We start from the raw sequence: 23,640 nt of genomic DNA, 5'->3' as shown, positions 1-23,640 counted from the left end.
TTTAGATAAGTTCCATTGCACGTTCGGTAGTTTGGTACGCGAAGGCATTTTTTGTAGTTAATTCTTCATGGTCAAAATTGTTTATAGCAGCTACTTCATGTTCACTACAAGACCATATAAAATTTTTATTGGAGGTTAAACTACAGTCGTTGTTAAACTTGCAATTACTGCATAAGCTATTTTCCATAATACTTTTATTTTATTAGTTTTATTATTACAAACCTAAAGGCAACTGCTGTGCCATACTAAAAGTAATTTTATGAAAAATATTCTAAATCACTACAAAACAGCATGTTACACGCAACACTAAAGCGTTTTGCGAATTATTGAAGTGTGTAGAAACTCCCCAACTGCGTAAATAATACGCACTATTAAAAGGAATTATTTTATTTTTTCGCCTAAGGTTTTGCGATCTATTTGTAGAATTTTAGCGGCCTTTGTTTTGTTGTTATTTGTAGCTTCTAAAACTTTAAGAATATAATTTCTTTCCACTGTTTTTAAGGGTAAGAGTTCTTGGTTTTCTTCCGGAAATTGGATGGTGTATTTTAAATGTTCTGGTAAGTCTTGAATAGCAACCTGCTTGTCGCACATAATTACAGCGCGTTGGATTACATTTTCTAATTCCCTGATATTTCCTGGCCAATTATAGCGTTCTAAAGCGGTAAGTGCTTCCGGAGAAATAGAAATTAATTTATCCTTAAATTCCACACCATATTTAAACAAAAACTTTTTCACTAAAAGCGGAATATCATCTTTACGATCTCGTAATGGCGGAACTTCTAATTCCACAACGGTTAAACGGTAATAGAGATCTTCGCGAAAGCGCCCTGTTTTTATTAAGTCTTTTAAATTCACATTGGTTGCAGCAATAACACGAATATCTACAGGTTCTACTTTTTGCGATCCCACGCGAACCACTTCTTTTTCTTGTAAAACACGTAACAAACGCAACTGTGTTGCTAAAGATGCATTACCAATTTCGTCTAAAAAAATAGTGCCTTTATTAGCGGCTTGAAAAAATCCATTTCTATCGTTTTCTGCTCCTGTAAATGCGCCTTTTGTATAGCCAAACAATTCTGCTTCTAAAAGATTTTCAGGGATTGCACCACAATTTACAGCAACAAAAGGTGCTGTAGCAAATTTCCCTAGGTAATGAATGGAACGTGCTACTAATTCTTTTCCGGTACCACTTTCACCAGATATAAAAACAGTTGCTTTATTATTTTTTACCCGATCGATAACATCGGTTACTTTTTTTAATGCTTCCGATTGCCCAATAAGTTCGCCATAGCCCTTTTTATCTTCCGTTGTATTAGAGGCAAGCTGCACTTTTTTCGGTGTATCTTTTAATGCTTTTGTAACTGCAGTTTTTAATTCTTCCTTCGTGAATGGCTTGGTTACATATTCCATAGCACCAGATCTTAGAGCATCTAAAGCACCATCGATAGAAGGATAACCAGTAACCACTAATTTGGGGATATTCGGAAAATGTTCGGAAACATATTTTACTAATTCTAAACCATCCACACCAGGCATTTTTAAATCGGTAATTAATAAATCTATCGACTTATCTTGTAAAATAGCGATCGCTTCTTTTACTGAAATTGCTTTATACGTATGGTAATTTAATGTTTGTAAATGGCGTTGTATGAGTTCTAAAATATGAACATCATCATCGACAATTAATATATTTTCACGATTGAATTCCATGCTTTAATTTTTAGGAAGGTGTATAGTAAAAATAGTTCCTTTAGGAACATTCGGTTTGTGTTTTATACTTCCTTTATGACTTTTAACAATGCCATGCACAACGCTCAATCCTAAGCCAGAACCTTCACCAACGGGTTTGGTGGTGTAAAACGGATTGAAAATACTATCGCTACTACCTGCATCAATTCCTTTTCCTTGGTCGCTAATTACTATTTCAATATCCTTTTCATTTTGGGTTACATGCACTTTTATAATGCCGTTTTCTGGCGAAAAATAAATAGCATTAATTACTAAATTAAAAATAACTTGTGTTAATTGAATCGCATCCACTCGAAGTGTAATACGATCTTCTAAAATATGTAACTGACAATCAATATTCTTTTTAATGAAATTAGGTTTTAACAGACTGATAGCGTCTTTAATAATAGGTACTATGTTTGTTAGTTTCATTTGCTGTGGCATATCACAGGAAAAGAACATGAGTTTTTTAACTACCTCTCTAGAATAAATAGCACTGTTTGTGATTTTCTCTAAGTCGTTGGAAGCTTCGATATTATTCAGGAATTGGTCTTTTAATAATTCCGAATAGCCTAAAATATTTGCCAAAGGTGTATTCAGTTCATGCGCAATTCCAGCGGTGATTTCTCCTAGAATAGATAAGCGATCTGTACGTTCTATTTGTCGTCTAGTGATCGCTTCGTTTTCTATAATTTGTTTGCGTTCTAGTAAATTACCAATCTCTAAAGCTACTTTTTGCAAAAGCTGTTTTTCTTCGTTTAAAAAACTATTCGACGTATATTTAGCTTCCGAATAGCCAATTTTTATAGAACCTATTGGCGTGTTAAATGTTTTTATAGCAGAAAGAATAAACACCTTTTCTAAAGGCTCTTTTCCTGTTTTAAATAAATCATCATGAACCAAGATTTCAACGGAAGCATCTTCAGGAAAACGAATGGCATCTTTTAAACTAATTGCTATCGCTTGTATGGTAGGATTAATATTTTCAATATTACAATTAGCGATATACGAACTTATTGCATACAAACAAGTAAGCTCTTTAATACGCTCTTTTAATTTATCTTCTGCTGTAATTAATGGTGCCATTTTAATGATTTACCTAACAAAAATACACATTTAAATTATCTCCATTTATAGTAACCTTCTTATTCTAAGCGTAAAATAATTAAATTTTAGCCTGATAAGTATACAAATCAAAATATCGACCTTTAGATGCTATTAAATCCTCATGATTACCTCGCTCTGCAATTTTTCCGTTTTCGATGACTAGAATTTGATCTGCTTTACGAATCGTACTTAATCGGTGTGCAATAACGATGGTCGTTCTATTTTTGGTTAATTGCGATAAAGATTTCTGAATTAATGCTTCACTTTCGGTATCTAAATTAGAAGTCGCTTCGTCTAAAATAATAACTTTCGGATCTGCCAAAATAGCTCTTGCAATCGCGATACGTTGTCTTTGTCCGCCAGAAAGCTTCACACCTCTTTCGCCTATTAAAGTTTCTAGGCCATCATCAAAACGATCTGTAAATTCATTTACATAGGCTGCTTTTACCGCTGCTTGCAATTGTTCTTCGGAAGCATTTGGTCTTGGAAACATAATATTTTCACGAATGGTACCTTCAAACAAAAATTCATCTTGCAATACCACACCTAAATGTTTTCGGAAGCTATTTAATTTCACTTTAGAAAGATCTTTTCCATCAATTGTAATGGTACCAGATTCCGGATTTAAAAAAGTAGCCGATAATCCTGCGATGGTAGATTTTCCAGAACCAGAACTTCCTACCAAAGCAATTACAGAACCTGAAGGCGCTTTAAAATCGATATTATGAAGGACAGGTTTTCCTTCTTCGTATGCAAAAGAAACATCTTTAAACTCTATTTCCCCTTTAAAATCTTGAAGCTCTTCGGTACGATTTTCGTCATCGTCTTCGGCAGCCATATTCATCAATTCTTCCGTTCTATCTAAACCTGCAAGAGCTTCGGTTAACTGACTACCAATATTACTCATTTGAATAATTGGCGCAATCATAAATCCTAATACCAAAGTAAAAAACAGAAAATCACCTGTCGTCATTTCTCCAATAATCATATAATAACCACCAATTCCCATGATTCCAGTAGTTGCAACTCCTATTAAAAAAGTAGAAGAACTGGTCATTAAAGCAGTAGCTGTTAAACTCTTTTTTACATTTTGGTATAATCTATCCACGCCTTTTTCGAAAGCTACATTTTCTTGTTCTTCGGCATTAAAGGCTTTTATTACGCGAACTCCAGCTAAAGTTTCGGTTAAACGACCAGTAACTTCCGCATTTATCTGACCTCTAGTTCTAAAAATTGGACGGATATATTTGAATGCTTTTAATGCGATTATTCCGAAAATAGATAATGGAATAAATACAAAAAGTGTCATCCAAGCATTCAGTTTAATCAAGATAAATAAAGATACTACTGCTGTAAATGTTCCTCCAACTAATTGTACTAAACCGGTACCTATAAGATTTCTAACGCCTTCTACATCTGTCATAATTCGAGAAACTAATGCTCCCGATTTTGTGTTATCGAAAAAACTAATAGGAAGCGAAAGCACCTTTTTTTGAACTTGAGCTCGTAATTCTGAAATTAAATATTGCGCTTGAACACTTAATATTTTTGTTAGTAAATAAGAAGTAACCGCTTGCACTGATATTGCAATAATTACAATGGCAATAAGGGTCCATAATTTACTGGTATCTCCACTGGGCACTACGTCATCGAGTAATACTTTACTTTGCCAAGGCAATATTAAACCGGAAAGACTTTTAATGATGATTAGAATTAAACCAATAAATACCAATTTACGTCTAGGCCAAATAATGGTTTTAAACGCTTGTTTTAAAGTTACTTTTGGTTTGGTTTTATCTTTAGAATCTGAAGTTTTTAAATGTTGCATATTTATATAAATGTTAAGCAAAGATACGTTTGAAAAAGCAATAGACTTACACTAAAAAATTAATGTTTTGTTAAGAAGAATGACCGACCGGTTTTTGTTAGTTATCTAATAAACGTCGGTGGTAATTTATTTGTCCTAAATGATAGGAAAGATGCATGGTTAGATGGACTAAAAAGTATTCGGTAGTCATGGTATCTTCAAAAACACGACGCTTATATTCTTTTTGCAAGTCGGCTTCCGTTACCATTTTAAGTGTATTTTCAACTACTATAATCGTATCTTTAACTTGCTTAATTAATTCTATTTTAGGTACATTTTTAAGTGAGAATTCTAAATCTCTTTGTCGTATGTAACCTGTGTTTCCTATAGAATCACCAATAAAAGCATTTAAATTACCTACCAAATGCAAACATAAATTTCCTGCAGAGTTATTCACCGCTTCGTTGGTTATCCACAAATTAGTTTCCTTGGTATACGTTTCAATTTCTGTTATTAAAGCATTCAAGTCTCTTGTAAAGAGTTTTACCAAAGTATGTATTAGCATAATTAAGATTTAATTAAGATTTCAAGCCCAAAAATAGTTAATAATTGACTTACTTTTGCAAGATGCAAGAAAACCAACCTGTAAAGCTTGAATTTATAGCCTTAATGGCCTCCTTAATGTCTATTGTAGCACTTGCCATTGATGCTATTTTACCAGCGATGACTGCTATTGGGGTTTCTATTAATAGTCTAGACACCAATAACAATCAGTTATTAATTACCATGATTTTTTTAGGTTTAGGATTTGGGCAATTATTGTTCGGACCTTTATCGGACAGCTTTGGAAGAAAACCTATAGTATATATTGGTTTTGCTGTTTTTACGGTCGCGAGTGTAATATGTGTTTTATCTCCATCTTTAGAATGGATGATCTTTGGTAGAATTTTACAAGGTATTGGTTTAGCAGCTCCAAGAACCATTGCTATTGCTGTCATTAGAGATATGTACAAAGGAGATTATATGGCAAAAATCATGTCTTTTGTGACCACTTTTTTCATTTTAGTGCCAGTTATTGCTCCAGTAATGGGAAAATTTATTTTAAACCATTATGAATGGCAAGGTATTTTTTATGTACAATTAGTAATGGCATTTTTAGTCAGTATTTGGTTTTGGAAAAGACAACCGGAAACGCTGAAACCAGAATATAAAATAAAGTTTAGTAAACACGTATTTATTGATGGTGTAAAGGAATTAATAAAACATCCAGAAACTATAGCATTCACCATTATTTCTGGTTTTATTTCTGGAGCATTTATAGTGTATTTAAGTGCTTCACAAATTATTTTTGAGAATCAATATGGGTTAATAGAAGAGTTTCCATATATTTTTGCTGGATTAGCCGCTGGTGTTGGATTGTCTACCTTTTTAAATGGTAGTTTTGTAATGCGTTTAGGTATGTGGCGTTTATCGTATATAGCAATTATAGTATTTAGTATAAATGCGTTGTTATACGTGCTTCTTTTTTGGAGTGCAGCAACAAACCCGTCCTTAGCGATCATACTATTATTTATGGCTATTCAGTTTTTTACTATTGGTTTTATTTTCGGGAATTTAAGAGCCATTGCGATGGAGCCTATTGGTCATATTGCTGGAATTGGAGCCGCTTTAACAGGCTTTATCTCTACCATAATGGCGGTACCAATTGCTAATTATATTGGTAGTTTTGTAAAAGACACTGCTTTACCTCTATTTATTGGCTTTACTATATTTGGCTTTTTATCGCTTCTAATTTTTATTTATATCAAGAAAAAAGTAGCGAAATTAAAACCAAGTTTATCTGTATAAAAATCAAAAAAAAGAGCCTTTTTAGGGGCTCTTTTCAAATTACAATAATTAACATTAATTAATTATTCCCTCACTTAATAACTATCTTCTGTGTAGCCACATGATTAACATCTACACTATTTTTTCTAAGATTTAAGTTTGCGTTTTATACTAAACACCAACTACATTATAAATTATATTCGTGTACCATGCACTGTATTGGTAATGTAATGTTTCGTTTACTATTTGTAATTGATTTCGGATATTTTGAAATGCTATTCTATTTGCTTCCTACTTTCATATGGCCTATTCTTCTAATTTTATTTTTATATTATTTCCTGTTTAGAATAATAATCTCATCAAATATATGGAGCCGTCTACTACTAAATAAAAAAAGGACTACTCACTAATTACTCAATAGAGTAAATTATTGATTGTGTTCTAATTATAAATATGTTATTCTTTTTTAATATTAAAAAAAAAAGAGTTTCTAAAATAGAAACCCCCTTTCCCGCTATTAAACAATTATTAATTAAAACATTATTTTTTTACAAATTATAGAATTATTTGATAAAGTAACATTTACAAATAAAGCTTGTTGCTTTCTTTTAATAGATGCAATGGTAAACTCTTTTGCTCCAATATTCACTTGGTCAAATACTCGTCTACCTAAGGCATCAAAAACAGTAATACTATTAATAGTATGTGTTGTAGATTTCACTTTTAATTGTTCGTTTTCGTTTTCAAAAACCTTAATTTCAAATGCAACTTCATTTTGATTTACATCTAATGTAGCATCATTTAAATTGCTTATCCACGCACCTCTTCCGTAGGTTCCAGCAACAATTTTTGCTGTAGCATAATGAATCTCTAAATCCTTTATACTTGTATTAGGTAGACCAATATTAAATAATTCAAAAGCAGATAAGGTATTATTGAAATAATATACACCAATATCTCCTCCAACATAAATAGCGTCTGAAGTCGTATTATTAGTATATACTATAGTATTCATAGGTATATTAGGTAATCCTGCTGAAATACTTGTCCAATTAGATCCTCCATCCAGAGATTGATACACTTTAGTTCCAGCTTCGTAACCAGAATAGGTTACCCAAACTTTATCTGGATTTGTATTAGATACGGTAACACTAGAAAAAGCTGCAGTTGTAGGTAGCGTTCCGGTAACATTAGTAAAACTAACACCATAATCAGTAGACTTAGAAATAGCATCTGCTTGTACTGTATATATTACAGCAGTATTACTAGGTGCAACTACAAAATCGGTAATACTTCCTGTACCTAAAGAGGTCGCTAACGGATACCAATTATCTCCTTGATTAGTGGAAATATATAATGTAGGAGTACCTCCAGAATATATGGTATAATTATCTACAGGATCCATTTTAAAAGGACTATAAAAATCTATTCCTGTTGGAAGACCTGTTACAATAGGATTCATATTTGTTCCACCATCATAAGTACGTGCATATTTACCTTCTACATATTGTGTATAAATGGTATTATTATCTGTATAATCGATAAAACATTCTCCGCCATCTCCACCATTGATAGCATACCAACTAGAATTTGTTTTTAAAATAGAACCATTGTCTTGTTCTCCTGCCACCATAGTTGTTGCCGTTAAAGGAGATAATCCTAATTTCACCATTTGTCCTATTCCCATATTACCACTAATATCATACCAATCATTTCCATTATCTGTAGATTTAAAAAGACCACCATCATTACAAGAAAACATGGTTGTAGCACTTCCTGGTAAATAGTATAATTCATGTACATCTGCATGTATTTCGCCAGAATCCCAAACCGTAGTATTTACCCAATTTACACCACCATCTGTAGATTGCCAATGGTTCACACCACCTGTAGTTACAATATTTGGATTTGTTGGAGAAACAACAATCGATAAATCGTAGAATGCTTGTCCGCCAGCATCGGAACCATCCGCTTCATAACCTAATAAGTTTGGTGAAGTAGATTGTGTTGTAAAAGTAGTACCGCTATCTGTTGATAGATACATACCATTATAATTATTACCCGCGGAATTAGCATATAATGCATACACATAGGAATCATTACCTGGAGTTACTCCTAATGCAATACGAACAATTCCTGAAGTTGGTAATCCAGAAGTAACTTCCGTCCAATTAACTCCAAAATCTGTAGACTTATAAAAGTTAGTACCTGATGCATATACTGTAGATGAACTTCCTGGTTTTAACTCCATATCTTGAAGATTAGGATCTCCAGCAGGGAATGTACCATAGAAATATGTTGCCCAACCATCATTAGTATTAAAAGTACCAACATTAGTAGAAGCAATCATCTTTAAAGGATTATTTGGATCCATTACTAATTTAGAGATAAGATATCCATTCGAAGGAGCTACTGCAAATGAAGTAGTATTCCAAGTTGCTCCGCCATCTGTAGATTTTAAAACACCAATAGTTTTTCTATTTCCTTCTAAATCACCCGTTGCTAGATACATAATATCGGTATCTGTAGGATCTATTACTAAATCAGAACACCCAATAGCTGCTAAAAAATCGGTATTGGTTGTATATGAAGCACCACCATTTGTAGATTTCCATAAACCTCCATCAGGAGTACCAACGTACATAATATTGTTATCACTTGGATCAAATCTTACAAAATTTGTTCTTCCTGCACCTGTTGTTGTGTAAGGGCTTGGTCCACCTGCAGCACCAATTGGTCCAATCTCTGTCCAATTTGATAAAGAACTTCTGTATGTAATTTCTTCCTTGCTATTTCCTTTTTCTTTTAACCAAGAGATATAATTATTGTAGTTATTAGAAGGTAAGTTGATGTCTCCAGAAGGATAAACTCTTGGTGCCATATAATCTTCCCATCTTTTAAAAGGCTTATATCCTTGTCCGCGCTCTGGCGTTTTGCCTTTCCAATAGGCATTAAAATCTGCTTGGATTTCATAAAAACTAGCATCGTTATTGCCATAAATAGATCTCCAATTTGCATCCTCTGTATTTTGGCTAAATGCAGCAATTGAAAACAACATTAATAGGTAGGTAATTTTTTTCATTTTATCCATTTTAAAAATTAGTAGAACATTATAATTGTTCCTACAAATATTAAAAACTTCGGAAGTAATAAAACAAAAAGGACTACTCACTAATTACTCACTTCTATAAAAAACTGGTTTTCAATTACCGTAAGGTGTGGAGATATAAAATTATTGTATTAGACAACTTTTTTATTTTCTTCAAAAAGCGCATTTAGATATTCTAATAAATTTAGATTCGTTGCTTTAAGATGTATTTTTTTTCCTATTCTAAATCTTTTATTCTCTATCGACCTTAGTGATCTATTTAAGAATACTGCTATTTCTTTATTTTTAAATCCGATGTGTAAATAATAACAGATTATAATTTCTGAATCATCTAATTCTGGATGTTTACTATTCATGGTATTAAAGAAATCGATATTCAAATCATTAACAAGCTCTAGATGGTTTTTGCTTTTATCTAAAACGGTAGAAGAGTTTAAGTGTAAATCTTTATATAATTCTTTTATTCGCTCTCTTTGTTTTGGTGTGTCATTTATTTTCGAAATACTTTTGATTTCCTTTTTCACGTCATTTAAATAATCTTCTAATCCGCGAACCTTCACCTGCAATTTTTCATGGTTGGTTTGCATATATGTATATTCTTCTTTCTTTTTAGTAAACTCTCCTATTTTTTGTTTTATTTTATTGTTTTTAACACTTACAAAAACAATAAAGACAAGAAGTACAAATCCCAAGATTATCATAGCATTTCTGTTTAACTTCTTCTTGCTACTTTCTTCTCGTAAATTATTTTCCGTATTAATTAATGTTTTATTTATTTTAAGACTTGCATCTAAAGTTTCTTTCAAATTTCTTTGATGAAAATCCTTTAAAGAATCTACATAATTATTTTTAAATTCTATATTATTTATTTCATCATAGTAATTACTTTTTAGTTTAAAATAATTTTCAACATCTGCATCATTCATTGACAAACGCAATGCTTCTGCTTGATCTAAATATATTTTTAAAGAATCCTTTTTTTTATTTTTAAAATACCTTTCGGCAAAACAGTTATATAAAGTTACTTCATGCTTTTTATATAATGAAGGTGAAATTGTTACATCATTTCTTAACCTTTCAAAAGGTTGAAAGAATTGTTTTGCATGTTCCAAATCATTCAAATCTAAATAATTTGAAATTAGCATAAACAAGGCATACATATAATAATAACCGTCTTCTTTTATAGATTTATAGTCCTCTAAATGTGCTAATAACAGAGCATTACTTTTTTTATAGTTTTTATTTTGAAACTCAATATAAGCATACATCTGCTCCACTTCTGTAAGCCCATTTTTATTATTACCTAATTCGTAATACGTTTTTGCTTTATCTAAATACACCATTGCTGTAGTATCTTCCTTAATAGAATAAATATTATAAAACAATTCTAAACTAGACATTCCTGCGGTGTCATAATCTTTTTCTATTTCAGCATATTTTAAAGCTAGTAGAAAATTATTGAAAATTTCTGCTTGTTGATTTAACGCATTGTTACTTATTGCTTTTAGTTTATAATATTTGGCTACTTTCCCTTTTAGATTTTCTTCTATTGGTTCTGGAATAACATCTAAATAAGCAACAGCTTTTTTAGGAAACTCATCGATATAAACTTCTGCAGAATCTAAGTATTGCATAGCTATACTACCTTCCTTTTGTTGTCCGAAAGAAGAAGGCACTAAAAAGAATAAAACACCAAAAAATATTAATTTTAAAACCGCGCAACGCATCATAAAAAACAAAGACATTTATAAATTATCAATCTTGCGTAAAATTAAACAAACCATATAAAAAACAGTATTCTTACCCGCTTTATTTCGAATCAAATTATTTTTTTTTTAATACTACCCGCACCAAATACTATTTAAATTACGTTATTTAGGCTAGATACTTTAGCTAAAGAAAAAAGGATGATTTAGCAAGTTTGCATTGACTTAGTCTTTAAAAGCACCATTATCCACATCTTTAATAAACGCAATCAAGCCTTTAAAAAATACTTTCTGATCATCAAATTGCGACAAATGACTTCCGTTAGGACATAATAAAAACCGTCCGTTTTGCACTTCGGTACTTATCCATTTCATATGTTCGGGATCCATAGTATCATGGGTTGCGCCAATAGTTAATGTTGGTGTTTTTATTTCTTTCAATCGATCTGTAACATCCCAATTTTTCAGTGTGGCATCTCCTTTTATTCCAAACTCACTTGGTCCTTGCATAGTTACATACACATCGGGATTTAAATGCTTAAAACCTCTATTAATTGGTTCTGGCCAATCGGCAACAGGCATTCTAATCACATGCTCTGTATAATAATTATTTACAATCAATTCCATGTAACGCGGATTGCTATAGTCTTCGTCATTTTCATATTTCAAGATTTCTTTTAAAACTTCTGGATTCATTTGTGGCGCTAAAACCGAATCACTATATTTCTGATACTCTGGAATAGAAGCCACCATATTCGAAATAATCAATCCTTTTAAATTTTCCTGATATTTCAGGGCGTATTGCATCCCTAGAATTCCTCCCCAAGATTGTCCGTATAAATAGAAATTATCCTTATCCAAACCTAAGGCAATTCGCACTTGTTCTACCTCTTCTACAAAACGATCTAAATCCCAAAGACTTACATCTTTTGGCTGGTCGCTGTAATACGACCCTAATTGGTCATAGTAATAATATTCTATATTTTCCTGCGGAAAGTAGCCATCAAAACATTCATAAATCTCATGCGTCATTCCTGGTCCGCCATGTAATAGCAAGACTTTCATGGTCGGATTATTACCAACACGTTTCGTCCATACTTTAAACTCGCCCTTTGGCGTTTGTATAGGAATCATTTTAATACCACCTAAAAATTGATCGTCTTTTTGAGGTTCTAAATATTTTTCTGCGGAAGTATTTTCGGTTGCAATTTCCTGCTTATGGCTATTTTCATCTTTACAATTAAAGAAGAATAGAACAAGTAAACTGTATAGTATTGTTTTGATTTTCATAAAACGGAAGGATTTAGAATACTAAGTTAGTTAAATTAAGTGGCAATTAACAACTATAGTATTTTAGCAACAATATGATAATTATCAGAATATTACCGCTTCTTTTTATATAACTTAGTAGCATGAAGAATACTATTGCAGAACGTATTTTAGATTTCTTAAAAGGCTTCCCTCCTTTTGATGCATTAACTCACGAGCAACTATTTAGCATTGCCACGCAAGTTAAAGTGCATTATATAGAAAAAGACAACTTTATTTTTAAGCAAAATGAAGATTTACACGATTCGTTTTATGTGGTAAAAGATGGTGCTATTGGTATTTATCGCGGAAATAGTTTGGTAGATGAATGTGATGAAGGTGATATTTTTGGTCTACGCGCTTTAATTCGGAAAGATCAATACTTGCTAGACGCCAAAGCTATTGAAGAAAGTATTGTGTACAGTATGTCTTCTAAAGTTTTGGAAGATATTATTATTACTAACCCGAAAGCCAATCAGTTTTTAATTGCCAGTTTTGCAACTAATACACGTAATCCGTATTCGGAAGAAGACAAAGGAACGCTATTTGCTAACGAAGATTTTTTACAACCAAACACCAATAGTTTTACAGAAGTGCAATCTGCAAACTTCTCTAAAAACCCCATTGTTTGTCAGGCACACACTATTATAAAAGATGCCTGTTTGGTGATGAGTAAAAATAAAGTCGGATCTATCGTTATTACTCAAAACAAGCAACCAATAGGTATTATTACAGACAAAGATTTACGTAACAAAATTGCAACAGGTTTGCATGCTATTAGTGAAGAAGTAGAAACCATCATGTCTGCTCCTGTTATTACGTTTCCGCCAACTATTACGGTTGCCGAAGCACAAATAGCCATGCTGAAAAATGAAATTTCCCATTTGTGTATTACTACAGATGGCACCACCAATTCAGAATTAATTGGGATTTTATCTGAGCATGATATTATTGTAATTCACGGAAATAACCCTTCCGTGTTAATTAAAGAGATTAAGCGAGCAACCTCAGCCGAAGCTTTAAAATACATCCGAGAAAAGGCACAAGAACTGCTTAAAAACTATATAGAACAACATATTCCAATTTCATTTATTGCCAATATTATTTCAGCAATAAACGAAGCTATTACCAAACGTATTATTATTTTAAGTATTACCGAAATACAACAAGAGCCACCTGTTGGTTTTGCATGGTTGGCGATTGGTAGCCAAGGCAGAAAAGAACAATTACTGCTCACAGATCAAGACAATGCTTTGGTTTTTGAAGATGTTTCCGAAGAAAAAAAAGAAACAGTCACCTCCTATTTTATACAATTAGCAAAAGCGATTAACAACAAACTAAATACCGTTGGTTTTGAACTTTGTCCCGCCAATATGATGGCTAGTAATCCTAAATGGTGTTTGTCGGTTACCGAATGGAAAGCACAATTTAAAAATTGGATTACGCATCCAGATCCAGATAAAATGATGCTGTGTAACATCTTTTTTGATTACGATTTGGTTTATGGAAATCATAAACTTGTTGATGAGATGTCTACCAGTATTTTTGAAGCCATAGATAGCTATGAAATCTTCTTGAATTTTATGGGACAAAATGCGTTAAAAAACCCAGCACCTTTAAGCTTTTTTAGAAATTTTTTAGTAGAAGATTCGGGGGAACACAAAGACCAGTTTGATATTAAAGCACGTGCTATTATGCCATTGGTAGATGCTGCGCGATTGCTTGTTTTATCGCACAACACCAAAGACGTCAACAGTACTATTGAACGTTTTAAAAAACTTGCAGAAATAGAACCGCAAACCAAAGATTTATACGAATCTTGTATTAGTGCCTTTCGGATTTTACTGCGTTTTAGAACACAACAAGGTTTAAAAAATAATGATTCTGGAAGATTTATAGATCTGAATAGCCTAAGTAAAGCTGACAGGCTAAAACTTAAAGGTTGTTTTAAGCCAATAAAGGACATACAAGATTTATTAAAAATTCGTTTTAAACTGTCTCAATTATTATAAATGAATTGGTTTAAACGCAAAACATATCCTGATTTTTATAACGCTTACGCGGAAAGTTTTAAAGGCAAAAACAACCTTTTAGAAGCGACGCGTTTTGTTGTATTTGATACCGAAACTACAGGACTAAATCCAAACGAAGACCTTATTTTATCTATTGGTACAGTTACCATACAAAACTTTAGTATAAACGTTTCCGACAGCTTAGAATGTTACGTACAACAAGAACATTTTAATGCAGATACAGTAAAAATTCATGGCATTTTAAAAGCAGGATCTATTCATAAAAAAGAAGAAACGGAAGGTATAAAGCTATTCTTAAAACATATTGAAGGTGCTGTTTTGGTAGCGCACCATATTGCATTTGATGTCGCTATGATTAACCAAGCTCTAAAACGAATGGATTTGCCAAAACTTAAAAACAAATTGGTAGACACGGGACAGCTTTATAAAAAAACGAAATACGTTAAAGACGTAAAACATTATAGTTTGGATCAACTCTGCGACATGTTTCATATTACTATGCACGACAGACACACGGCTTCTGGTGATGCGTTTTTAACTGCTGTTTTATTTTTAAAGTTTGCTGCTTTGTTAAAAAAGAAGAAAAAAAGAGATTTGAGGTTGAGGGATTTTTAGAAGTAATACACTAGTTCTCGATACAAAATTCTGAAAAAAGAATTTCACGCGAACTGACAAAATGTAATTTCACTCGAACTGAAAAGGAATAATGCAACTCAACTCGATAAATAGTATACATCTCTTTTTGTCACTTCGAGTGATTTGTGAAGCATGAGCAAATGGTATCGAGAAGTAATTAATCAGAAGTTCTCGATACAAAATTCTGAAAAAGAATTTCACTCGAACTGACAAAATGTAATTGTACTCGAACGGAAAAGGAATAATGCAACTCAAACCGATAAATAGTATACATCTTTTTTTGTCACTTCGAGGGATTTGTGAAGTAGGTACAAATTGTATGGAGAAGTAATTAATCAGAAGTTCTCGATACGGAATTCTGAAAAAGAATTTCACTCGAACTGACAAAATGTAATTTCACTCGAACGGACAAGGAATAATGCAACTCAACTCGATAAATAGTATACATTTTTTTTTGTCACTTCGAGTGATTTGTGAAGTAGGTACAAATGGTATCGAGAAGTAATTAATCAGAAGTTCTCGATACGAAATTTTATAAAAGAATTTGCGTTTAGGTGCTCCTTCCTTTAGTTAAAGGAAGGTGGTTTTTGTTTTAACAAAAATCGGATGGTTTGTAGAAAAAGGCGAAGCACTTTTATTAACTCCTCTTTCTTCAAATTCTAAAAAAGAATTTAAATTCTTTCTCCTCTTTAAAAAAGAGGAGAGCCAGTACTATTTATTATTGATATATACATTAATGAGATTGCTTCTTACCTCGAAATGCCATTAACTTTTCACTTTCTTTTTCCCTATCTCTTTTTACCCTTAGATTTCACTTCTTTAATCTTTACATAAATAAGCTTCGAACGTCCTCTAGCATCTTCTCTTCTTTCAATTTCAAAAGTGGAAATAGATTTAATTAAAGGCGTTAATTTTTGAAATCCGTAATTTCTAGAATCGAAATTGGGTTGTTTCTTTTGCAGTAAACTTCCAACATCTCCTAAAAAAGCCCAACCATCATCATCTGCAACATCATCTATAGTTGCTGCAATAAACTTAATTTCTTTTTGTGTTATTTTATCGTATTTATTCTCTTTACTCACAGACTTTTCTGTAGACGATTCTGATTCACTTTCTTCGGCCTGATTTTTAAGAATCTCGATATATATAAACTTATCACAAGCAACAATAAAAGGGTTTGGTGTTTTCTTTTCGCCAATACCAAATACTTGCATTCCTGCTTCACGCAATCGCGTAGCTAAACGAGTAAAATCACTATCACTAGATACTAAACAGAACCCGTCTACTTTACCCGAATACAAAACATCCATGGCATCAATAATCATGGCAGAATCTGTAGCATTTTTACCTGTAGTATAACCATATTGCTGAATTGGAGTAATCGCATTTTCTAACAATACATTTTTCCATTTAGACAAATGAGGTTTGGTCCAGTCGCCATAAATACGTTTAATGGTTGGATTACCATATTTAGCAATCTCTTCCATCATTTCTTTTACATAAGCGGAAGGAATATTATCTCCATCAATAAGTACTGCAAGTTTAATGTCCATAAATTTTGTGCTTTTTAATAATGAATATAAAGATAATAGCATTATATCAAAAAACCACTCCAATTGGAGTGGTTTTATATGTTATAACAAGTTATTATTTTTTAGCTGCCTTTTTAGCCAATTTTGCAGCCTTTTTTTCTTTAGGTGATAATGCTGCTTCTTTTTTTACGTTTTTTTTTGAATCTTGTGATTTTGCCATGATTGTATTGTTTTAATATTTTTCTTTTAAATTATAGTTTAAATGTAGTGAAATAATCTTAATCTACTTCTATTGCTTTATAATTCTAAAATTATGTTGGCCTTTTTCTGCTATTAATTTCACTATATAAATTCCTGCAGAAAGCGTCGATACATCTAATTTTAAATTAGATGAAGCTGTATTCTCAGCATACACTTCTTGTCCTAAAACAGTATAAATCTTCACTGCATTTAATACGGACTTGTACTTTATATTTAAAATATCTTTTGTTGGTATTGGAAAAACGGATAAAGCTTCCATATCAAAGGTATCGATACTTAAAGCTGGTGCTACTTCTATTGTAAAATCTAAGGCTTGTCCGTAACCTGCATAAGGACCAAAACCGAAGGGATAAAATTCTATAGCACATGGATTTACTACTGCTGGAGAGTCTGCATCTTGATACGTTTTGGTAATTCTAATACGTGTTCTTCCTTCTTCAGCATCTAACGGAATAGGGATATCCATAGTTACAGAAACACCATCACTTCCTGTAGAACCAGTAATGGTTCCAATATTATAAACTTCACCAGTATCATCTAAAACATCATTTTGATTCCAATCTATAAATGCAACAATATCATTATCAAAAGCATCTCCATTCATATCATAGGTATTCCCAGAAACTTCCAGTGTATAAATTTCATCTTGATTTACGGCTACAATAGTTCCTGTCTCATCTATTAAAACAGAAGATATATTGGTATTATTAATAGTACTTCCATTTAAACTAACTGTTGTGATTTCTTCCACCAAAACACCATCTCCATTTGTAATCTCACAATACGGAAGCGGAAAAACAGGAGCAACTTCTACTTCTAACATAAAATCTAATGCTTGACCATAACTCGCATAAGGTCCAAAACCAAAAGGATAAAACTCTATAGCGCATGGATTCACAACTGCTGGAGAGTCTGGGTCTTGATAGACTTTAGTAATTCTAATACGTGTGTTTCCTAAACTAGCATTTGTTGGAACTGTTATATTTAACATCACAGAAATACCATCGTTTCCTGTAGATCCAGTAATAGTACCTATGTTGTAGATTTCACCAGCATCATCTAAAACATCATTTTGATTCCAATCTATAAATGCAACAATATCATTATCGAAAGCATTTCCATTCATATCGTAGGTATTCCCTGAAACTTCAAGAGTATATATCCCATCTGGATTTACAGTTACTATAGTTCCAGTTTCATCTAATAAAACAGATGTAATATCTGTATTGACAATAGTAGCTTCCCCAAAATTAACTGTTGTGATTTCTTCCACCAAAACATCTCCTGCATTTGTAATCTCACAATACGGAAGTGGAAAAGTTTGTGCTTGAATTCCAATAGCGAATAGTGCAAATGAGAGTGTAAGGACTTGCGTAATTTTTTTCATAAATTTTAGAATTTGATTAAACTCTAATTTATAAAATAAAACACACATATTTGTAAGATACTGTTTTTTAACAGAATACTTTAACTTAGACCTTATGCTTTTGTGGAAGTCATTACGAAGACGTAGGACATGTAAGTCTGTATATACTTATTTATTCTTTAATGCTGATAACACCTACCATTAGCATTTTTTGTTTTCCGTTTACAGCGCTTACCTGCTTTTGTTTTACCTGTGCATTGTGTTGCTGTTGTTTTTTTGGCTGTTGTACTCCTTTGACTTGAAGAAAAGGCATTAGCATTTGTAGCTGTGGTATTAATGTATGTTGGCTTACAAACGGAACAAGCTTTAAATCCTAATTCTATTGCTTTTTCTAAAGTGTATTCTTTTTTTGAATATTTCAAATATCGACAACTAGATTTATGATATTTTTCTCCTGTATTTGTTGTGTAAACGGTTTGTGCGACTGCGGTATGCACAAAAGCAAAGGATAGAACAAGTATTAGAAATTTTAAAGATTTCATTTGTTTTTAATTTAGAAAACGAGGAAATGAAAAGTTTAAGGCAACCATAAAGTCTGCATTATTTCAAATCCTTCGTCTTAAAGCAACTAAATAGACAGTATTGTTTAATTTGTCTTTCTTTCTTTTAGTTTCTTCTTTAATTGATATGCTTTCTTTTTATCATCTCTCCATTGCCATGGAGAAATAGCTTTTTTATCTACCCACAAGCCAACTTTATCCTTTCTTGCTTGATCTTCTAAACCTTGTAAAATGGTATCTTTAGAATACTTAGCATAATGCCAAGCTAATCCGTGTTTAACTAGTTGATGGTTTAGATTAATAGAATCCCCATAAAACACATTCGCAATTAAACGTCTGTATCTATCTTTTTTTAATACTTGAACCGTTACTTGTTTGCTAAAAACAGCATCGGATACAAACTGTTTTGCTTTTATTGAAAAGGCTTGTTTTTTTTCAGGACAATCTATATTTGCTAGTCGTACTTTTAGTATTGTAGAATCTTTAGTCAGTAGTTTAAAGGTGTCTCCATCCATAATTCCAATAACTTTCCCTTTGATGATTGTAGGTTTTAAAGTGCGATTTGAATATTTATAAGAGGATAATATAATTACGAATAAAAAGAACCAAAATTTGGGCATAGTTTGACAATTTAATTTAATCTAAATTTACAGTATTTAATAACTGTTTCAAATACATAAGTATTATCCATAGTGTTTATATTTCTCTAGTTTCCTTTTATCTTTTAACTGATCTATTTTTTTTCAGTTAAAGAATTAATTAGGTTTTGGACTTCCAATACTATTCCTTTTACCAAACTTAAACCTATTAAAAAGGATATTTTTATAACAAACCGTTAACCAAAAAAAAGAGACAACCATTACGGATTGCCTCTTCACTTCCCTAACTTGCTAATAATTTAAATAATACACAATTTTAAGCAAATAAATAGTTTGTGTTTTACTGTTTCCCGTAAAAGGCTTTTTTATATCAATCCTAAATCCTTAACAATTGCAATTAAGTGAATGGCGTTATTCGCTTTAAACTGAATACGTAATTTATTCAGACGTTTCTCTATAGAACTTAAACTGCTAGGCGTAATATTATTCGTTTTAAGATATGCACTTATTTCATCTTGAGATAAACCATTAGAAAGAAGTTTTACTAATTCGATATCAAAATCGTCGATTTCTAAATTTGTTTTTTCACTTAATGCTTGCGCTACTTGCGGAGACACATAGATTTCATCATTATACACCGACTTAATGGCTTTACCAAGTTCTATTAAACCTCTTCTGCCTTTACATACATAGGCATTTATTTTGTGCGTGCCTATTAGACTTCTTACTCTTTGCAAACGGTCTTCTACCGAATACACTATTATTTTTAATTCTGGATGTTCTTTCCTTAAAGCGATTACTAATTCTTCACCAGAAGTAAATTGTTGTTCTCTATGATCTGATACAAAAGATAAATCGGTTATTAATAAATCGTAAGGAGCATCCTCTAAAATTGCTTTTTTGATCCTTAAATAGGCATCATCACAATATTGTACTTGCTGCACGTTTTTTATAGACATGCTATCTAAGACTGTTAAAACACCTTGATTGATGCTTCCTAGGTCATCCGAAACTAAAACTTTATGAAACATATTTTAAATTATAATATTTGCTTTAAAACCATTATTAGTACTAGAATCAAAAGTAATAGTTCCATTTATAGTTTCTATACGGTTTTCCGTATTCTGTAAACCATTATATTTTTTTAGTATACAGCCTACACCATTATCTTTATAATTAATGCTTATTTTTTTATTTTCTTTATGAAATACAAGCACGACGATACTCGCGCCACTATGCTTCTTCATATTAGTCATAAGTTCTTGTAATACGCGATAAATTGCTACCTTTTTAATTGCGGATAAAGATTGCCAATCTACAGTAGAAATACCTTTTGTGATCACATTTACGGTATTACTTTTATAACTGAGGAGTAAATCTGTAATTGCATCTTTAAAGTCTTGCTCCATATTAATAGCACTACTTTCTTTAGAAATATCCCTAGTTTTGGTATAAATATCTTCTAAATCATCTAATACATCTTCATTTAGATAGGTATGGTTTTGCAACTTTGTCATTACTTGATATACATCATTAGCAACCTCATCATGTACTTTTTTTGAAATCCGGGTTTCTGTATTGTAAACCTGTGAGAGCTTCTCTTTTTTATGTTTCGCTCTCAAAATAAAATATAAAAAAGTAGTACATAACAGCAGAAAAAGCAATCCAATAAAAAATAAAATTTGATCGTTTTGTCTTTTAATTTTATTTATTTTAAGTTCACCAGATTTCTTATCATAATTATATTTTTCAACGGCGTATCGATTCTTAATTTTCTCTTTACTAGCATTTACACTATCTGTTAATCGCTTATAAGTAAGAACACCCATATCTTCATTAATACTCATCTTATTACCTAATGCACTTATTATATAGTCTACGTTTTTAGTGAAATTTGCAATATCTAGTGCTTTGTCTGCATATAATAAAGCATTTACTCTATCCTTACGGTTTTTGTAATATTCTGATAGGCTAGAATAGCTTGAGATAATTCCTTGTTTAAATTTTTTATCTATTCTTATTTGAAGTCCCTTATTTATATTACCCAATGCTTCTGGTAGATCTAATTTAGATTGCACCACTCCCAAGTTATCTAAAACTCTTGCTTGATTTAAACGATCCTTAATAATCACACTTTTAGTATACGCTTCTTTATAGTAATTTATAGCTACTACATATTCCTTTTTTTCTTTATAGACATTACCCATATTATTTAAAACCGTAGCTATTTCTTTTGGGCGATTTTCAATAGCTAATACCTTTCTAAAATAGTCTAATGCTATACTATATTTATAGAGTTCTTTACTAATAACTCCTAAATGATTATATAATGAAATTCTATATTTATTATATCCGTTTTCGTCTAATTGATCTAATAATTTTAAAGCTTCAATAGCCGAGTTTTCACTATCATACAGAACCCCTATTTTCTTTTCTGCTCTAGCTATAAAAATCAAGTTATAAACTACAGCTAATTTATTATCGGCATGTAAATTTTTAATTTTTTTATTTTGAAAATACCCTAAACCAATAACAAGATCCTCATTTAGTTTTGGTTTATTAATAAGGTTAACATAATACGAACTGCTATCTATACTTTTTTGAGCATATATCTTGGTAGTAGAAATTATCTGAAAAAACACAAAAAAAAAGAGGAATGATTTTACTAAGTATCTCATTCCTCAAATTTAGAAACATTTTTTAACTAACAATAGTTTTATCCTCGATTTCCTGGTGGTGGCGGTGGAGGTGGCGGATCTATATCCCCATCTTCATCGCAACAATCTACTGTTGCTGTTGGTGCATCTTCCTGAATACTAGTTGGCGTACAAGAAAATAAAGCTACATTGAGGAAAACCGTAAGGAGAATTACATATATTTTTTTCATTTTGTTATATTTTAAAATTGGACATACGTGTTGCTATTCGATATGTTTTATCGAAAATTTTTACAGGGCAACACCCTAAAATTTTAGAGAGACGTCTCTCGCTTCTTTGGGAAGTATGGAGCGCAGAAGCAAATAGTTATTGTTACTTCCCAAGTGGCAATACCATTTTACTTTGCTGCTCCAGTATAGAATGGATATATTTCGTAAACCATATTACGCTATGGTGTTTATCTGTTCTGAAGCAAATAAAGGATAGATTAAAAAAAAGAATAGTGACAACATAATGACATCTGTTTGACACGCATGTGACACCAAACTAAATAACTATTAATCAGTGATTTAAAATGAAAATAATAGAAACCAATACAATTAAAAAGGAAGCATTAATTGAAAAATTGATAGCACTAGTATTTAAAAAAGTAGCAGAAGATTCTAGTGAAACGACTGGATATGGAATTTCAAAATACTTGTATACTGCTATTCATGAAAAAATTGCAGAAAGAACATTACTACGATATTATGATGGCTACCTATTAAAAAAGGAAAGCGAAAAAACCAAACCAAACGCATTTAACCTAGATGTACTTAGTACTTATTTAGGTTTCGAAAATTTCTCTGATTTTTCTCTTCAAAAGAAAAACACTACTAAAAGGGAATCCATAAGTTTTAATAAAAAGTTAAGCCTTATCGGTTCTACAATTATAGTTTCTTGTATTGGCTACATTACTTATGATAATACAAAAGAAAATTGCATGATTTGGGTAGATAATACACATTATGAAAAAGTGTCTTGTGAAGAAAAAGGAGATATTGAATCTATTACAAAAGACATGTATCTTCTAGAAAAATTTAAACGAATAGCCCCAGATTCTACCTATGCTTTTTTTAAAATAGATGGAAAGGAAAACTTATGGTACGGAAAAAACAGTAAGGGCGATTTAGAATATTTTACTAGTTTTGGAAAGCATCCAATTACGGGTGGAACATTAAAAAAGATCACTCCGTATATGATAAAAAATCATATTTTTGAGAATTATTAATCGGATTTGAATGTAATACTACCTGTTTTTAGAAACAAAAAAAGCAACCTTTACCGGTTGCTTTTTTTGTTTCTGCATTAGGGATTGATGCGGCATCCTTTTTTGCCATTAAAAGCAAAAAAGATATAGCGGAA

19 protein-coding genes are annotated in these 23,640 nt (G+C 31.6%); 4 read left to right on the top strand and 15 right to left on the bottom strand.

Annotation, left to right across the window (positions count from 1 at the left end; all coding sequences use genetic code 11):
• Nucleotide 1 precedes the first annotated feature (1 nt).
• The 5 genes from ACVCXO_RS03980 to ACVCXO_RS03960 form a co-directional block, all read right to left on the bottom strand.
• Nucleotides 2-187, bottom strand: a complete 186-nt coding sequence (locus tag ACVCXO_RS03980) for a hypothetical protein (RefSeq protein ID WP_452228301.1) — start codon at nt 185-187, stop codon at nt 2-4.
• Nucleotides 188-381: 194 nt separating this feature from the next.
• On the bottom strand, nt 382-1,710 hold the full coding sequence (locus ACVCXO_RS03975; RefSeq protein WP_452228300.1) for a sigma-54-dependent transcriptional regulator: 1,329 nt from the start codon (nt 1,708-1,710) through the stop codon (nt 382-384).
• A 3-nt stretch (nt 1,711-1,713) separates the two neighbouring features.
• Nucleotides 1,714-2,814, bottom strand: coding sequence for a sensor histidine kinase (locus tag ACVCXO_RS03970; protein WP_452228299.1), 1,101 nt, complete (start codon nt 2,812-2,814; stop codon nt 1,714-1,716).
• A gap of 79 nt (nt 2,815-2,893) precedes the next feature.
• Nucleotides 2,894-4,663 carry an ABC transporter ATP-binding protein gene (locus tag ACVCXO_RS03965; RefSeq protein WP_452228298.1) on the bottom strand — a complete coding sequence of 590 codons (1,770 nt, stop codon included), beginning with the start codon at nt 4,661-4,663 and terminating at the stop codon, nt 2,894-2,896.
• Between the two features lie 97 nt (nt 4,664-4,760).
• A complete protein-coding gene (locus ACVCXO_RS03960; protein WP_452228297.1) occupies nt 4,761-5,207 on the bottom strand; it encodes a DUF1572 family protein in 447 nt (148 codons plus the stop codon).
• Nucleotides 5,208-5,269: 62 nt separating this feature from the next.
• On the opposite strand from ACVCXO_RS03960, the gene ACVCXO_RS03955 reads away from it, so the two are divergent.
• Nucleotides 5,270-6,490, top strand: a complete 1,221-nt coding sequence (locus tag ACVCXO_RS03955; RefSeq protein ID WP_452228296.1) for a multidrug effflux MFS transporter — start codon at nt 5,270-5,272, stop codon at nt 6,488-6,490.
• Nucleotides 6,491-7,001: 511 nt separating this feature from the next.
• On the opposite strand, the gene ACVCXO_RS03950 is transcribed toward ACVCXO_RS03955, so the two are convergent.
• The 3 genes from ACVCXO_RS03950 to ACVCXO_RS03940 form a co-directional block, all read right to left on the bottom strand.
• On the bottom strand, nt 7,002-9,551 hold the full coding sequence (locus ACVCXO_RS03950) for a T9SS sorting signal type C domain-containing protein (RefSeq protein ID WP_452228295.1): 2,550 nt from the start codon (nt 9,549-9,551) through the stop codon (nt 7,002-7,004).
• Nucleotides 9,552-9,709: 158 nt separating this feature from the next.
• On the bottom strand, nt 9,710-11,308 hold the full coding sequence (locus tag ACVCXO_RS03945) for a hypothetical protein (protein ID WP_452228294.1): 1,599 nt from the start codon (nt 11,306-11,308) through the stop codon (nt 9,710-9,712).
• Nucleotides 11,309-11,509: 201 nt separating this feature from the next.
• Nucleotides 11,510-12,574 carry a proline iminopeptidase-family hydrolase gene (locus ACVCXO_RS03940; RefSeq protein WP_452228293.1) on the bottom strand — a complete coding sequence of 355 codons (1,065 nt, stop codon included), beginning with the start codon at nt 12,572-12,574 and terminating at the stop codon, nt 11,510-11,512.
• A gap of 122 nt (nt 12,575-12,696) precedes the next feature.
• Here ACVCXO_RS03940 and ACVCXO_RS03935 point away from each other — a divergent pair, with 122 nt between their 5' ends.
• Together ACVCXO_RS03935 and ACVCXO_RS03930 are read left to right on the top strand one after the other, a co-directional pair.
• Nucleotides 12,697-14,604 (top strand): DUF294 nucleotidyltransferase-like domain-containing protein, encoded by a 1,908-nt coding sequence (locus ACVCXO_RS03935; protein ID WP_452228292.1) that lies wholly within the window; start codon nt 12,697-12,699, stop codon nt 14,602-14,604.
• Nucleotides 14,605-15,240, top strand: coding sequence for a 3'-5' exonuclease (locus ACVCXO_RS03930; RefSeq protein WP_452228291.1), 636 nt, complete (start codon nt 14,605-14,607; stop codon nt 15,238-15,240).
• An 809-nt stretch (nt 15,241-16,049) separates the two neighbouring features.
• Here ACVCXO_RS03930 and ACVCXO_RS03925 read toward each other — a convergent pair.
• The 7 genes from ACVCXO_RS03925 to ACVCXO_RS03895 form a co-directional block, all read right to left on the bottom strand.
• Nucleotides 16,050-16,814: an NYN domain-containing protein gene (locus ACVCXO_RS03925; protein WP_452228290.1), complete on the bottom strand. Its 765-nt coding sequence runs from the start codon at nt 16,812-16,814 to the stop codon at nt 16,050-16,052.
• A 268-nt stretch (nt 16,815-17,082) separates the two neighbouring features.
• Nucleotides 17,083-18,441, bottom strand: a complete 1,359-nt coding sequence (locus ACVCXO_RS03920; protein WP_452228289.1) for a GEVED domain-containing protein — start codon at nt 18,439-18,441, stop codon at nt 17,083-17,085.
• Between the two features lie 158 nt (nt 18,442-18,599).
• The gene (locus ACVCXO_RS03915) at nt 18,600-18,962 is read right to left on the bottom strand and encodes a hypothetical protein (protein ID WP_452228288.1); all 363 of its coding nucleotides are present in this window, start codon (nt 18,960-18,962) and stop codon (nt 18,600-18,602) included.
• Between the two features lie 104 nt (nt 18,963-19,066).
• Nucleotides 19,067-19,600, bottom strand: a complete 534-nt coding sequence (locus tag ACVCXO_RS03910; RefSeq protein WP_452228287.1) for a thermonuclease family protein — start codon at nt 19,598-19,600, stop codon at nt 19,067-19,069.
• A gap of 344 nt (nt 19,601-19,944) precedes the next feature.
• A complete protein-coding gene (locus tag ACVCXO_RS03905; RefSeq protein ID WP_452228286.1) occupies nt 19,945-20,610 on the bottom strand; it encodes a DNA-binding response regulator in 666 nt (221 codons plus the stop codon).
• A 3-nt stretch (nt 20,611-20,613) separates the two neighbouring features.
• A complete protein-coding gene (locus tag ACVCXO_RS03900; RefSeq protein WP_452228285.1) occupies nt 20,614-22,257 on the bottom strand; it encodes a tetratricopeptide repeat-containing sensor histidine kinase in 1,644 nt (547 codons plus the stop codon).
• A 38-nt stretch (nt 22,258-22,295) separates the two neighbouring features.
• Nucleotides 22,296-22,466 (bottom strand): hypothetical protein, encoded by a 171-nt coding sequence (locus tag ACVCXO_RS03895; protein ID WP_452228284.1) that lies wholly within the window; start codon nt 22,464-22,466, stop codon nt 22,296-22,298.
• A gap of 344 nt (nt 22,467-22,810) precedes the next feature.
• Between ACVCXO_RS03895 and ACVCXO_RS03890 the strand changes: the two genes are divergently transcribed.
• Entirely contained in the window at nt 22,811-23,506 is a 696-nt protein-coding gene (locus ACVCXO_RS03890; protein WP_452228283.1) for a hypothetical protein, read from the top strand.
• The last annotated feature ends 134 nt before the right edge of the window (nt 23,507-23,640 follow it).

Source organism: Lacinutrix sp. MEBiC02404, assembly GCF_053601575.1.
This window is presented reverse-complemented; position numbering and strand designations above follow the sequence as displayed.

Excerpts from the sequence above, each read along its gene's own strand:
- ACVCXO_RS03950 (WP_452228295.1), bottom strand. The coding sequence starts at position 9,551 with ATGAAAAAAATTACCTACCTATTAATGTTGTTTTCAATTGCTGCATTT.
- ACVCXO_RS03910 (WP_452228287.1), bottom strand. The coding sequence starts at position 19,600 with ATGCCCAAATTTTGGTTCTTTTTATTCGTAATTATATTATCCTCTTAT.
- ACVCXO_RS03900 (WP_452228285.1), bottom strand. The coding sequence starts at position 22,257 with ATGAGATACTTAGTAAAATCATTCCTCTTTTTTTTTGTGTTTTTTCAG.
- ACVCXO_RS03980 (WP_452228301.1), bottom strand. The coding sequence starts at position 187 with ATGGAAAATAGCTTATGCAGTAATTGCAAGTTTAACAACGACTGTAGT.
- ACVCXO_RS03935 (WP_452228292.1), top strand. The coding sequence starts at position 12,697 with ATGAAGAATACTATTGCAGAACGTATTTTAGATTTCTTAAAAGGCTTC.
- ACVCXO_RS03965 (WP_452228298.1), bottom strand. The coding sequence starts at position 4,663 with ATGCAACATTTAAAAACTTCAGATTCTAAAGATAAAACCAAACCAAAA.
- ACVCXO_RS03955 (WP_452228296.1), top strand. The coding sequence starts at position 5,270 with ATGCAAGAAAACCAACCTGTAAAGCTTGAATTTATAGCCTTAATGGCC.
- ACVCXO_RS03970 (WP_452228299.1), bottom strand. The coding sequence starts at position 2,814 with ATGGCACCATTAATTACAGCAGAAGATAAATTAAAAGAGCGTATTAAA.
- ACVCXO_RS03975 (WP_452228300.1), bottom strand. The coding sequence starts at position 1,710 with ATGGAATTCAATCGTGAAAATATATTAATTGTCGATGATGATGTTCAT.
- ACVCXO_RS03890 (WP_452228283.1), top strand. The coding sequence starts at position 22,811 with ATGAAAATAATAGAAACCAATACAATTAAAAAGGAAGCATTAATTGAA.
- ACVCXO_RS03895 (WP_452228284.1), bottom strand. The coding sequence starts at position 22,466 with ATGAAAAAAATATATGTAATTCTCCTTACGGTTTTCCTCAATGTAGCT.
- ACVCXO_RS03905 (WP_452228286.1), bottom strand. The coding sequence starts at position 20,610 with ATGTTTCATAAAGTTTTAGTTTCGGATGACCTAGGAAGCATCAATCAA.
- ACVCXO_RS03925 (WP_452228290.1), bottom strand. The coding sequence starts at position 16,814 with ATGGACATTAAACTTGCAGTACTTATTGATGGAGATAATATTCCTTCC.
- ACVCXO_RS03945 (WP_452228294.1), bottom strand. The coding sequence starts at position 11,308 with ATGATGCGTTGCGCGGTTTTAAAATTAATATTTTTTGGTGTTTTATTC.
- ACVCXO_RS03940 (WP_452228293.1), bottom strand. The coding sequence starts at position 12,574 with ATGAAAATCAAAACAATACTATACAGTTTACTTGTTCTATTCTTCTTT.
- ACVCXO_RS03920 (WP_452228289.1), bottom strand. The coding sequence starts at position 18,441 with ATGAAAAAAATTACGCAAGTCCTTACACTCTCATTTGCACTATTCGCT.
- ACVCXO_RS03915 (WP_452228288.1), bottom strand. The coding sequence starts at position 18,962 with ATGAAATCTTTAAAATTTCTAATACTTGTTCTATCCTTTGCTTTTGTG.
- ACVCXO_RS03930 (WP_452228291.1), top strand. The coding sequence starts at position 14,605 with ATGAATTGGTTTAAACGCAAAACATATCCTGATTTTTATAACGCTTAC.
- ACVCXO_RS03960 (WP_452228297.1), bottom strand. The coding sequence starts at position 5,207 with ATGCTAATACATACTTTGGTAAAACTCTTTACAAGAGACTTGAATGCT.